Here is a 13226-nt window from a genome sequence, read left to right on the forward strand (position 1 = left end):
CCGGTGCCCGCGTCGGTCTGTATCGCTCGGATCCCGGTGTACCGAGAGCGCCATAAGAGCCCGAATGGCGACTGCCTGCCACGTGCTGTTCGTCGCTCAATAGAACAAGCGCTCAGAACGTGCCACGTTGAATAAACGGCGCTTGCTGATACAGCCGACGTTCGCCACCGCGCGGGTCGTTTTCCATCCGGCTCGGCACATCGAACAGCAACGTCTCGCGGCGCTGCAACGAATACTGCCGCCAGCGCGGGGCGCCGCGATGCGTGGGGTCGCCATGCCGCGCGAACGCGATCAACGCAGCGCTCATCTGGTCGGCCATGCGCTGCGCATCGGCGCTGTCGCCGGTGCGCGAACCGGGCTGGCCGATGGTGTCGAACACCAGCGGAATATCCAGCGTGTGGAAGGCGCCGAACTTGCCGCCGTCCAGCGGCGAGCCCCAGTCCAGTTGATACACCCAGGTCGGTGCGCCCTGGCGTGCGCGCGCTTCGGCTTCTTCCACTGCGCCGCGCCACGAGCGCCCGGCGGTAGTGGCGGCAAAGAACACCTCCGATGGCGAGTAATGCGGATACAGGCGGCGGTATTCGGCGATCACCACCTGCGGCAACAGGTCCACGTATTGCTGCGCTTCCAGCTTGGCCGGCAGCGTGTCCCAGGTGAGTGCAAAGTTGGCCGCATCGTTGCCGAGAAACGCGCGCGTCTCGTCGCGGGTATTGCCGATCACCATCGGAATCGTCGCCGACTGCAACGGTGCGGTGGGCCAGAACGGATGCACCGGCAGGTTGCGCGCATCCAGCACCGGGCCGAAATACAACGCGCTGTTTTCCACCCGCGACGGGTCGCGCACCTGCGCGGCGGCCAGCAGCTGCGCCACCGGCACGCTGCGCAGGCGTGCGAGATCGGCCGGCGCAATCTTCAGCGCCTCCAGCAGCAATTGCGCGCGCTGGGTGGCCGCGCGCGGCCCGGCCGCGGTGACCTGCTGCCCGCTCATGGTCCAGGCGCGATGGAACAGGCCGCGCGCGGCGGGCATGGCCATCAGCGTGGCGATCTTGGCGCCGCCGCCGGATTGACCGAACACGGTGACATTGCCGGCATCGCCGCCGAATTCGGCCGCGTGCTGGCGCACCCAGTGCAGCGCCTGGATCAGATCCAGCTGCCCGGCATTCCCGGAATCGGCAACGCTGGCATCGCCCAGCTGCGCCAGCGACAGATAGCCGAACAGGTTGAGCCGGTGGTTGACGGTGACCACCACCACATCGCCGCGCCGGCACAGCCGCACGCCGTCGTACAGCGGGTCGCTGCCGGAGCCGGTGGTGTAGCCGCCGCCATGGATATAGAACAGGATCGGCCGCCTGCCGCCATCGCGCAGGCCGGGCGTCCAGACATTGAGGAACAGGCAGTCCTCGCTGGTGGGTTCGCTGGCCTTGGGTTGCGGGGCGGCGGCGCCGAAGCCGGTGGCATCGCGCACGCCGGTCCACGCTGTCTCCGGCACGGGCGCCTGGAAGCGCCGCGCCGCGGTGTCGCCGCCGTACGGGATGCCCTTGAACACGCAGATGCCCTGCTCGCGATACCCGCGCAGTGCACCGCTACGCACCTGTGCCAGCGGTGCGCTGTCATCGCGCGGCGGTGGCGCTACGGCACTGACGACACCGGGTAACGCGACGGCAGCACTGACGAGCAATCCACTGCGCAGCAGCGTGCGTCGACGCACGTCGGGCGTGGATGGCGCCGTCATCGCGCCGCGTCCTGCGCCGCAGCCGGTGGCTTGCTGACGTGCGCAATCCACGCCTGCGCCAGCTGCGGCCACGCCGCCACCGTCAACCCGGTGGTGGCCGCGGTGCCGAAGCCATGCCCGCCCTGCGGAAAAACATGCAGCTCGCTGGGCACGCCGGCGCGCAGCAATGCGTCGTGCATCAGCAAGCTGTTACGCACCGACACCACGGTGTCGTCCTGCGCGTGCAGCAAGAATGTCGGCGGGGTGCGCGCGTCCACGTGCAACTGCGGCGAATACGCACTCACCTGCGCAGCGCTGGGCGTCTTGCCGAGCAAGCGCTCGCGCGAGCCCATGTGCGCATTGGCGCTGTCCATGTCGATCACCGGGTAGATCAGCAACGCGAAGTCCGGCCGCGCGCTCAGCGCATCGGCGGCGTCCTGCGCCGGGTACACCTGCGCGGCATACCGCGTGTCCAGGCTGGCGGCGACGTGGCCGCCGGCCGAAAACCCCATCACCCCGACCCGCTGCGCATCGATGCCGTAGCGGCCCGCATTGGCGCGGATCAGCCGCAGCGCGCGTTGCGCATCGGCCAGCGGCACGTCGGCGCCATTCGGGTGGCCTTCGCCGGGCAGCCGGTAGCGCAGCACGAACAAGGTGATGCCGGCCTGGTCGACGAAGCTGGGCACCAGCGCGCTACCTTCGTTGTCCAGCACGATGCGCTGATAGCCGCCGCCGGGCGTGACCAACAGCGCGGTGCCGTTGGGCCGCTTGGGGCGGTAGACCACCAGATAGGGCTGGCCGATGTTCTGGATATAGCGGTCGGGCGGGGCGGCATCGCTGCTGCGGTCCACGATGCGCTGCGGCTGCGGCAACGGCGTGTCTCCCGGTGCCATTGGCTGCGGCCAGAGGGCGATCCGGCTGGCCTGTTCGGCGGCGGTATCGGCGCTGGCGCGTTCTGCCGACCAGGCCGGCACACTGGCCAGTGCCAGAGCGGCGACGGTCACTGTCAGGCAGCGGCGCAGGGCCTGCAATGCCCGGTTTCCACTAGGTTTTTGGCGTGTCTGCTGCATCTACCCCTCCCAGGGCCACTTCGGTATCGCGGTCACAATGTCGCACTGCACATTGCCAATGACACCGGTTTACCATATACAGCACACCGTGCCGCTGTCGATTGGCAGTGCAACAAAACACCTATCAGGGAGTCACCCTTGAGCAACGACGCCGCCACCCCGCCAACGTCCACATCCACGCTGTCCGACATCGCCCAGCGCTTTGTGGAGGCACGCCGTGCAGGGGCCTCGCTTCCCGACTTTCCCGGGCAAATCCCCGACGATCTGGTCACCGCCTACCAGGTGCAGGACATCGCCATCAGCCAGTGGCACGACCATGTGGTCGGCTGGAAAGTGGGCTATATCGCTGCAGAACGCCGCGATGCCTCCGGCGATGAGCGTCTGCTCGGCCCGATCTTCTCGAAGAAGCTCTGGAATGCTACCGGTGGAACAACCGAGTTTCCGATCTACGAAGGCGGCTTCGGTGCGGTCGAGGCCGAGTACGTGCTGCGTCTGGATGCCGACGCGCCGGCCGAGCAGAGCCACTTCACCCCGGAGCAGGCTGCACAGTTGCCAGCCACGCTGTTCATTGGCGTGGAGATTGCCAGCAGCCCGCTGGCGACCATCAACAAGCTGGGCCCGCGTGTGGTGATTTCCGATTTCGGCAACAACAACGGGCTGATTCTGGGCCCGGAAGTGACCGATTGGCTGGCCCGCGACGAAGCCACGCTGAGCGCCGAAACCCTGATCGACGACCAGGTCGTCGGCACTGGCGGCGCCACCACGCTGCCCGGCGGATTGCGCGCGGCCTACGCATTTGCGCTCAGCCGTTCGGCTCAGCGCGGACGTCCGCTCAAGCGCGGTGATCTCATTGCCACGGGCAATGCCACCGGTATCCATGACATCGAAGTGGGACAGCGTGCCCTGATTCGCTTCGCCGGCATCGGCGACATTTCCTGTACGGCTGTGTCCGCCAACTAACGGTGGACCCCGTGACCAGACGCTTGGGAGGGCGCCAATGATCACACGCAGACATTTCCTCGGTGCCGGGTTTGGCGCCGCCGCAGCCGCTCCTTGGCTGGGCGCTGGCGCCACCACACCGATTCCCGGCGGGCAGTTGCTCACCGCCACCGACGTCCATGTCGGCGATTACCCCACCGTGGAGGCGGTGCGGTGGTTCGGCAAACAGCTCGAAGCGCGCACCAATGGCCGGCTCAAACTGCGCCAGTACCACTCCGGCCAGCTGGGCCGCGAGTCGGAGGCGATCGACATGGCGCGCTTCGGCGCCATCGACATCACCCGCGTGTATTCGGGTGCGTTGAACAACGCTTTTCCGCTGACCCAGGCGCTGTGCCTGCCGTACGTGTTCGACTCGGTGCCGCATCTGCGCCGCGCCATCGACGGCCATGTCGGCGACAGCGTTCTGCGCAGCTTCGAACAGCGCGATCTGGTGGGTCTTGCGATCTACGATTCGGGCGCGCGCTGCTTCTACAACACCAAGCATCCGCTGCATCGCCCGGAAGATCTCAAGGGCCTGAAATTGCGTGTGGCCTCGTCGGATATCTTTCTCAAGCTGATGCGCATGCTGGGCGCCAACCCCACGCCGATGTCGTTGGGCGAGACGTTTTCGGCGATGGAAACGCACATGATCGATGGTGCGGAAAACAACATGCGCAGCTTCCAGTCCAGCCGTCATTTCGAAGCGGCGCACTACTGGTCGCAGAGCGAGCATTCCTACGCGCCGGACATTCTGGTGATGTCGCGCAAGAGCTTCGAATCGCTCAGCCCGGCCGATCGCGGCCTGGTGGTGGAACTGGCGCGCGCGTCGGTGCCGGTGATGCGCAACCTCTGGGATGCCTCGGAGGTGGTCGCACGCAAGCAGGTGATCGATTACGGCGTGAAGCTCAACCAGGTTGACATGCCGGCGTTCCGCGCCGCCGCCGCCCCACTGCTGGCCGAATACCGCAAGCAGCCGGAGATCGAAGCGCTGTACCGCCGCATCCGCGATTTCGCATAGAGGTATCCCGATGACCGTACCCGAGACCGTCGCCGTCCCGGCCGCGCCGTTGCAGCGCGCGCTGGACCGCGTTTCCGATATTGCCATTGGCGTGGCGTCGCTGGCGCTGCTTGGCCTGGTGGTCGTGCAGGGCTGGCAGGTATTCACCCGCTATGTGCTCAACAATTCCCCGAGCTGGACCGAGCCGGTGACGCTGTTGCTGCTGAGCACCGCGCTGAGCCTGGCGGCCGCCGCCGGTGTGCACACCAATCGCCACTTCGGCTTCTACCTGCTGGGCGACCATGTGCCACCGCTGGTGCGCAAACTGTTCGATCTGATTCGCCCGTTGATGATCATGTCCATCGGCGCCGTGCTGGCGTGGTGGAGTGCGGCGCTGCTGATCGATGGCCTGGACATCAAGATGGCCGGCGCGCAGATGCCGCAGAGCATCAACTACCTGCCGTTGTCCATTGGCGGTGCGCTGATGGTGGTGTTTGCCTTGTACAAGTTGTGGCGTGTGCTGCGCCCGATCCACACCGGAGGAGTGCGCTGATGGGCATCGCCATGTTGTTGGGAACCTTCGTGGTGCTGCTGCTGATCGGCGTGCCGGTCGCCTATGCACTGGGTGCGGCCGCACTGGCCACGTTGCTGTATCTGGACCTGCCCACGGTGGTGCTGGTGCAGCAGATTTCTGCAGGCAGCGGCTCGGCATCGCTGATCGCGATTCCGCTGTTTATCTTTGCCGGCGAGCTGATGCTGCGCGGCGGGATTTCCGAACGTTTGATCGCGCTGGCGTCCTCGTTGGTCGGGCGCGTGCGCGGCGGCCTGGGTCAGGTCAGCGTGCTGTCGTCGCTGTTCTTCGGTGGTGTGTCCGGCTCTGCCATCGCCGACGTGTCGGCGGTGGGCGGCACCATGATTCCGCAGATGATCAAACGCGGTTACGACCGCGATTACGCGGTGAACGTGAGCATGACCGCCGCGTTGGTGGCGCTGTTGGTGCCGCCCTCGCACAACCTGATCCTGTTCTCGGCGGCAGCCGGTGGCGGCCTGTCGATTGCCGATCTGTTTGCGGCCGGCATCTTCCCCGCGCTGCTGATGACCGCGGCAATGATGGTCACCGGCTATGTGGTGGCGCGCCATCGCGGCTACGGCACCGAGCCGTTCCCCGGCTGGCGTGCGGTGGCCTTGCGCCTGTTCGGTGCATTGCCGGGCCTGGGCCTGGTGGCGTTGATCTTCATCGGAATCCGCGCCGGCATCTTTACCGCGGTGGAAAGCGCCGCGATCGCTGTGGTCTACGCGTTGATCGTCACTGCATTGCTGTATCGCCAGCTGCGCTGGGCCGAGTTCTTCGCCGCCGTCACGCATGCTGCGCGGACCACTGGCGTGATCCTGTTCGTGATCGCCACAGCGGCGGTGTTCGGCTGGTTGCTGGCGTATCTGCAGGTGCCGGCAGCGGCGGTAAAACTGCTGCAGTCGGTGGCCGACGGCAAGAACACCGTGCTGCTGATGATCGTGGTGATGTTGCTGCTGCTGGGCATGTTCATGGACCTGGCGCCGAAGATCCTGATCTGCACGCCGATCTTCCTGCCGGTGGTCAAGGCCTACGGCATCGACCCGATCCATTTCGGTCTGGTGATGGTGCTGGCCGGCGGTATTGGCCTGATCACCCCGCCGATCGGGTCGGTGCTGTTTATCGGCACCTCCATCGGGCAGATCACCATCGCCCAAAGCATGCGCACCATCTGGCCGTTCTGGCTGGCGGCGCTGTGCGTGCTGTTGATCGTGGCGTTTTTCCCGGAGCTGTCGCTCTGGTTGCCGAGGGCACTGCGCGCGTAAGCGCGTCGGTGCTGGCGGGAGTCTCCCGCCTTCATCCAGCAGCCGGCGATCTAGGCGCCGGCCCTGCACCGCCCCGCGCGACGGGGACAAGGAGAAAGCATGCGTCACCGTATGACATCCGCGCGCTTGCGTTGGCTGCTGGCCGCCGGGCTGGTGCTGTGCACCGGCCTGAGCATGGCCGCCGACTGGAAGCGCGGTATCGAACATCAGCGCATTGCCGACCAAGGCAATGGCACCTTCCTCAACCCCGTGCTGGCCGGCGATCACCCCGACCCGTCGGTGCTCAAGGATGGCGACGATTATTACCTCACGCTGTCCTCGTTCGACGCGTATCCCGGTCTGCCGATCTGGCATTCGCGCGATCTGGTCAACTGGCAGCCGCTGGGCCACGCCATCACCCAGAACGTCGGTGCGATCTGGGCGCCGGACCTGATCAAGCATGGCAAGCGCTATTACATCTATTTCCCGGCCCGTCGCGGCGACCAGGGCGAGCGCAGCAACTTCGTGGTGTGGGCCGATGACATCAAGGGCCCGTGGAGCAAGCCAGTCGACATCGGCCTGGGCAAGTACATCGACCCCGGTCATGCGGTGGGCGAAGACGGCAAGCGGTATCTGTTCCTCAGCGGCGGCGATTACGTGCAGCTGTCCGACGACGGCCTGACCGTGGTCGGCACGCCCAAGCACGTCTACGACGGCTGGAAGTACCCGGAAAGCTGGGACGTGGAAGGCTACGCGCAGGAAGGCCCCAAGATCACCCGCCACAACGGCTGGTACTACATGACCACCGCCGTGGGCGGCACCGCCGGCCCGCCGACCGGGCACATGGTGATCACCGCGCGCTCGCGTTCCATCCATGGTCCGTGGCAGAACGCGCCCAACAACCCGATCACCCGCACCAAGAGCGCCGACGAGCCGTGGTGGTCGCGTGGGCACGCCACCCTGGTGGAGGGCACCGACAAGCGTTGGTGGATGCTCTACCACGGCTACGAACACGGCTTCTGGACGTTGGGCCGGCAAGCCTTGCTGGACCCGATCGAATGGACCCCGGACGGCTGGTTCGTCGCCAAGGGCGGCGATCTGGGCACCCCGATGAAGAAACCCAGCGGCCAGGCGCTGACCCACGGCCTGGCGCTGTCGGACGATTTCCGCGCCAAGACGCTCGGCCCGCAGTGGGCGTTCTTCAACCCGGCGGCCGACGAAGCCAAGCGCCTGCAGGTGGGCGATGGCGTGTTGCGCCTGCAGGGCAAGGGCACCGCTCCGCGCAACGCCTCGCCGCTGACGGTGATCGCCACCGACCAGGCCTACCAGTTCGAAGTGCAGATGACCGTGGCACCGGGCGGGCAGGGCGGGGCGCTGCTGTTCTACAGCGACAAGCTCTACGCCGGCGTGGGCAGCAATGGCGAAAACTTCGTCATGCACCGCTACGGCGAAGAACGCCCCGGCACGCTGGCCCCCAGTGCTACCGGTGGCACCTTGTGGCTGCGGGTCACCAACAACCGCCACATCGTCACCATTCACAGCAGCACCGACGGCAAGACGTGGACCAAGTACCCGGTGCAGATGGAAGTGTCCGGCTACCACCACAACGTGGCCGGCAAGTTCCTGGCATTGAAGCCGGCGCTGTATGCCGCCGGCCCGGGCCAGGTGGAGTTCCGCAACTTCCGCTACCGCGCCCTGGACTGACCGTTCTGCATCGCCGGGCATGCCGCCGCGATGGCCGCTGCGGTGTGCCTGGCGCGGCGGGTCCGGGGTGGCGGCAGGCTTCGCTCAGGTCTGCCGGCCGTCTGGCCGGTAGAATCCAATCAACTTCACTGGTTGACCGCTATGCCCGCCCGCAAGATGCCTGAAGAGGGAATGCCCGGCCTGCCGAAGGGCAAGGTAGCCACGATCAACGACATCGCACGGATGTCGGGCGTGTCCAAGAAGACCGTTTCGCGGATCATCAACAACTCGCCGCTGGTGCGGCAGGACACCCGCGAGAAGGTCGAGGCGTTGATGCGCGAGGTTGGCTACTCGCCCGACCCGCTCGCGCGCGGGCTGGCGTTCCGGCGCTCGTTCCTGATCGGCATGGTCTACGACAATCCCACCGCGCAATACATCGTGGACATGCAGTACGGCGCGCTGGACGCGCTGCGCGGCTCCAGTTTCGAGCTGGTGGTGCACCCTTGCGACAGCCGTAGCCCCGGCTACATCGAAGGCGTGCGTCGTTTCGCCCAGGCGCAGAAGCTGCACGGGGTGATCCTGGTGCCGCGCGCGTCCGAAGATCAGGCGCTGGCCGATATGCTGGCCGAGATCGGCTGCCGCTACACCCGCATCGCCTCGGTCGCGCTGGATACCACCTCGCAAACGGTGATCACCCACGACCGCGATGGCGCCGCCGAGGCGGCCGACTACCTGCTCTCGCTCGGTCACCGCGATATCGCCCTGGTCACCGGCCCCAGCGCCTATCGTTCGTCGATCGAACGCACCTCGGGATTTGCCGACGCGCTGACCCGGCGCGGCATCGAACTGCCGTCCGAGCGTATCGTCGAAGCCGGCTACACCTTCGAATCCGGCGTGGCCGCCGCCGAAAAGCTGCTGCTGGGGAAAAAGCGCCCCACCGCCATCTTCACCGGTAACGACGAAATGGCCGCCGGTATCTACAAGGTCGCGCTGCGCGCCGGCATCAACATCCCGCGCCAGCTCTCGGTGATCGGCTACGACGACAGCTCGCTGGCTTCGCGCCTGTGGCCACCGCTGACCTCGGTGCGTCGCCACACCCGCGACACCGGCCGCACCGCCGCGGCCATGCTGATCCAGCCCGACAACGCCCCGCAATTGCCCACCGCCAGCGTGCGCCCGCATCTGATCGTGCGCGACTCCTGCCAACCGCCGGAAGATTGAGCACCGCGCGCTGGGATCCCACGCGGCGCGGGCCTTCCGCTCCACCTTGCAGGATGTTGTGCCGGTCAAGGTGAGAACAGCTGTCTTGCCAACGGCTGGCCCCCATCCGCCCTTCGGGCACCTTCCCCCGCAGGCGGGGGAAGGTAGTGCGCCGATCGTTGCGGTGAAGCCCCTCTCCCGACGCCCCTCTCCTGCGTGCGGGGCGAGAAGGCACGGCTTGCGCGCCACGGGCGCGCGTGCCTTGGAGCGACCGCGCTGCAAGCGCGGGCCGGGGCGCGGAGCGGAGCGGGGGTTGGGGTGAGGGAACGGCGGCAGGCAGGCATCTGAGAACAACGGAGGCATGCGCTGAAAACGCGGTAGGCCTCAAGCCGCGGCCCCCAAGACTGCGCGTCGCCTCGCGCCCTCATCCGGCGCTACGCGCCACCTTCTCCCGGTGGGAGAAGGGATCAAAGCCCCTCTCCCGCCTGCGTGTCATGGAGCGCCCGCGCCGCAAGCGCGGTAAGACACCACTTACCACTCAAGCCGCGCCCCCAACACTGCGCGCCGCCTTGCACCCTCATCCGGCGCTACGCGCCGCCTTCTCCCGGTGGGAGAAGGTAGCAGGCAGTCCCTCAGACCCACCCATCCCACTATCGTGCACTGCGCAATGACACCGGTTAACCAGAGCCGGTAGACTACCCACGGAGCAAGCCCTCTTCCCCCCGCTTGCCACGGAGATCGCGCATGTCCCTGTACTGCAAGACCCACTACGCCACCCACCCGGATGCCATCAAGGGCGCCAGCAACGACGACCTGCGCGAGCTGTATCTGCTCGACGGCCTGTTCGTCGATGGTGCGGTGACGCTCAAATACACCCATTACGAGCGCTTCGTGCTCGGTGGCGCCGCACCGCTGGGCACCGCGCTGGAACTGCCCAAGCAGACCGAGCCGGCCTCCGCCGCCGGTCACCCGTTCCTGGAGCGCCGCGAACTGGGCGTCATCAACGTCGGCGCCGGTAGCGGCACCGTGACCGTGGATGGCACCGCCTACACGCTCGGTCCCAAGGACGGCCTGTACGTGGCGATGGGCAGCACCGATGTCAGCTTCGCCTCGGACGATGCCGCCAACCCGGCCAAGTTCTATCTGGCCTCGACACCGGCGCATGCGCGCTTCGAGACCAAGCAGCTGTCGATCAAGGATGCAGTGGCGCTGGACCGTGGCGCGCTGGAAACCAGCAACGAGCGCACCATTTACCAGTACATCGTGCCGGCCACCTGCCAGTCCTCGCAGCTGCTGCTGGGCCTGACCGTGCTCAAGCCGGGCAGCGTCTGGAACACCATGCCGCCGCATCTGCACGACCGTCGCAGCGAGGTGTACTTCTATTTTGACCTCGGCGCCAACGACCGCGTGTATCACTTCATGGGCGAGCCCGAAGCGCAGCGTCACATCGTGATCCAGAACAACGAAGCGGTGGTGTCGCCGCCGTGGTCCATCCACATGGGCGCCGGCACCAGCAACTACGCCTTCATCTGGGCGATGGGCGGCGAAAACCTGGATTACACCGACATGCATGTGCTGGACATTTGCCAGCTCAAGTAAGCCCGGTTTCGATCCATTGTTCGCTCTAGTGACGCCTGCGATCCAGGCGCGCACCAGCAACGTCAGCGCGCTCCACCTGAGGCGTTGGTGACGCAGCATTTCAAACAACGCACGCACTCTGCCGCGCACTGCGCGGCTCACTCATCACAACGTGGCACACCCAGCAGGAGCGATAAGGTAATGAGCAATCCGTTCAGTCTCGAAGGCAAGGTCGCATTGGTCACCGGTGCCAACACCGGCTTGGGCCAGGGCATCGCGCTGGCATTGGCCGAAGCGGGCGCGGACATCGCCGCCGCCGGCATCCAGGCGCCCACCGAGACCGAAGAAAAGGTCAAGGCGCTGGGCCGCCGTTTTATCGCCATCGAAGCCAACCTGATCAGCATCGAGCCGGTGCAGCGCATCGTCGACGCCACCATCGCCGGCCTGGGCGGGTTGGACATCCTGGTCAACAACGCCGGCCTGATCCGTCGCACCGACGCGGTCGATTTCAGCGAGCAGGATTGGGACGACGTGCTCAACGTCAACCTGAAGTCGGCGTTCTTCATGGCGCAGGCGGCCGGCCGTCACTTCATCGCCCAGGGCCGCGGCAAGATCATCAACATCGCCTCGATGCTGTCGTTCCAGGGCGGCATCCGCGTGCCCTCGTACACCGCCAGCAAGTCGGGCATCGCCGGCATCACCCGCCTGCTCGCCAACGAATGGGCAAGCAAGGGCGTGACCACCAACGCCATCGCGCCGGGCTACATGGCCACCGATAACACCGCGCAACTACGTGCCGACGAAGACCGCAACAAGTCGATCCTGGATCGCATCCCGGCCGCGCGCTGGGGCGTGCCGGCCGATCTCGGCGGCACCGCGGTGTTCCTGGCCAGCAGCGCCTCGGACTACGTCAACGGCGCCATCATCCCGGTCGATGGCGGCTGGCTGGCGCGCTGATCCAGATCGCATGGCGATGGCGCGCACTGTCAGACGCGCGCAGCCGCCCCTGGTGTCCCGCGATACCACGTCCTTCTCCCGCGAGCGGGAGAAGGTGCCCGCAGGGCGGATGAGGGCAGCAACTCGTCCGGGACCGTCATCAAGGGGTGCGCGGAGTCTTGGTCACTGCTTGTTCGTTTCGCGCCGAAAGCCCCAGATGGGACCGCAATCGAAAGTACCTCGCGGCAGTCCCTAGCCTCCATCCTTTTTCGAACCACTCTTCCCCAACCAATCGGAGCATTCCCATGAAAATTGCACTCATGAATGAGTTTAGTCAGGCCGCCAAGAACCCGGTGATCCTGCAGCAGCTCAACGACGTCGCCGGCGAACAAGGCCACAACGTGTTCAACGTCGGTATGGACGGCGACAACGATCACCGCCTGACCTACATCCATCTGGGCATCGTCGCCAGCCTGCTGCTGAACTCGAAGGCGGTCGACTTTGTCGTCGCCGGCTGCGGCACCGGCCAGGGCGCGCTGATGTCGCTCAACGCTCACCCGGGCGTGTTCTGCGGCTACTGCATCGAGCCGACCGACGCCTACCTGTTTGCGCAGGTCAACAACGGCAACGCACTGTCGCTGGCATTCGCCAAGGGCTACGGCTGGGGCGCGGAAATCAACGTGCGCTACATCTTCGAAAAGGCCTTCAGCGGCGAGCGCGGTCTAGGCTACCCGGCCGAGCGTCGCGAATCGCAGGCCGCCAATGCCGGCATCCTGACCCAGGTCAAGCAGGCCACTGCCAAGTCCTACCTCGACGGCCTGCGCGCCATCGACCCGGAACTGATCAAGCAGGCCATCGGCGGCGAGCGCTTCCAGCAGTGCTTCTTCGACAATGCGCAGGATGCGGAGATTCGCAACTTCGTCGCCGGCCTGCTGGGCAAGAGCGAAGCCGCTGCTGCCTGAGTGCAGCCGCATGCGCATGCCTGTGTTCCTGCACCGGGAGCAGGCCTGCGCCGCAAGGTGAGTGCTTAAGACATCGCTGATGCGTCAGGCATCGCACGGCGTCGCCCACTGCTGAGACAAGCAGTGGGTGACAGTCACTGCACGCCCTGCTGTGACTGACTCCGATGCTGGCGCCCAAAAGCGTGAGTGCATCCGTTGCGAACATAGCGCGTGCGTGGATGCGAGCAAAAACAGTGTGCATTCGTCCAAAAGCATTCGTGCATTTGATCGAAAGCGCGCGTGCATCGAGCCCCTCT

At 66.2% G+C, this 13226-nt stretch carries 11 protein-coding genes; 9 read left to right on the forward strand and 2 right to left on the reverse strand.

All coding sequences use genetic code 11. The annotated features are described in order from the left end of the window. Window positions 1-112: 112 nt before the first annotated feature. On the reverse strand, window positions 113-1732 hold the full coding sequence (locus VC212_RS19405; protein ID WP_323526608.1) for a carboxylesterase/lipase family protein: 1620 nt from the start codon (window positions 1730-1732) through the stop codon (window positions 113-115). Continuing rightward, window positions 1729-2781, reverse strand: coding sequence for an alpha/beta hydrolase (locus VC212_RS19410; protein WP_323526609.1), 1053 nt, complete (start codon window positions 2779-2781; stop codon window positions 1729-1731). Before VC212_RS19410 ends, VC212_RS19405 begins: the two co-directional genes overlap by 4 nt. A gap of 138 nt (window positions 2782-2919) precedes the next feature. On the opposite strand from VC212_RS19410, the gene VC212_RS19415 reads away from it, so the two are divergent. The 9 genes from VC212_RS19415 (at window position 2920) to VC212_RS19455 (ending at window position 12930) form a co-directional block, all read left to right on the forward strand. Further along, on the forward strand, window positions 2920-3741 hold the full coding sequence (locus tag VC212_RS19415) for a 2-keto-4-pentenoate hydratase (protein ID WP_323526610.1): 822 nt from the start codon (window positions 2920-2922) through the stop codon (window positions 3739-3741). 37 nt (window positions 3742-3778) lie between these two features. Further along, the gene (locus VC212_RS19420; RefSeq protein ID WP_115526688.1) at window positions 3779-4777 is read left to right on the forward strand and encodes a TRAP transporter substrate-binding protein; all 999 of its coding nucleotides are present in this window, start codon (window positions 3779-3781) and stop codon (window positions 4775-4777) included. 10 nt (window positions 4778-4787) lie between these two features. Then, window positions 4788-5309, forward strand: a complete 522-nt coding sequence (locus VC212_RS19425) for a TRAP transporter small permease subunit (protein ID WP_323526611.1) — start codon at window positions 4788-4790, stop codon at window positions 5307-5309. Beyond that, on the forward strand, window positions 5309-6592 hold the full coding sequence (locus VC212_RS19430) for a TRAP transporter large permease (RefSeq protein WP_055853858.1): 1284 nt from the start codon (window positions 5309-5311) through the stop codon (window positions 6590-6592). The genes VC212_RS19425 and VC212_RS19430 overlap by 1 nt, the downstream gene beginning before the upstream one ends. Window positions 6593-6691: 99 nt before the next feature. Further along, complete coding sequence (locus VC212_RS19435; RefSeq protein ID WP_323526612.1) at window positions 6692-8275, forward strand: family 43 glycosylhydrolase; 1584 nt, start codon at window positions 6692-6694, stop codon at window positions 8273-8275. A 141-nt stretch (window positions 8276-8416) separates the two neighbouring features. Continuing rightward, window positions 8417-9475, forward strand: coding sequence for a LacI family DNA-binding transcriptional regulator (locus tag VC212_RS19440; protein ID WP_055853853.1), 1059 nt, complete (start codon window positions 8417-8419; stop codon window positions 9473-9475). 723 nt (window positions 9476-10198) lie between these two features. After that, window positions 10199-11053: a 5-dehydro-4-deoxy-D-glucuronate isomerase gene (gene kduI, locus VC212_RS19445; protein WP_055853850.1), complete on the forward strand. Its 855-nt coding sequence runs from the start codon at window positions 10199-10201 to the stop codon at window positions 11051-11053. Window positions 11054-11233: 180 nt separating this feature from the next. Beyond that, window positions 11234-11989, forward strand: coding sequence for a 2-dehydro-3-deoxy-D-gluconate 5-dehydrogenase KduD (gene kduD, locus VC212_RS19450; RefSeq protein ID WP_055853846.1), 756 nt, complete (start codon window positions 11234-11236; stop codon window positions 11987-11989). 284 nt (window positions 11990-12273) lie between these two features. Then, window positions 12274-12930 carry an RpiB/LacA/LacB family sugar-phosphate isomerase gene (locus VC212_RS19455; RefSeq protein WP_115552550.1) on the forward strand — a complete coding sequence of 219 codons (657 nt, stop codon included), beginning with the start codon at window positions 12274-12276 and terminating at the stop codon, window positions 12928-12930. Window positions 12931-13226: the final 296 nt, after the last annotated feature.

Source organism: Xanthomonas sp. WHRI 8932A (genome assembly GCF_035012785.1).
GTDB lineage: Bacteria > Pseudomonadota > Gammaproteobacteria > Xanthomonadales > Xanthomonadaceae > Xanthomonas.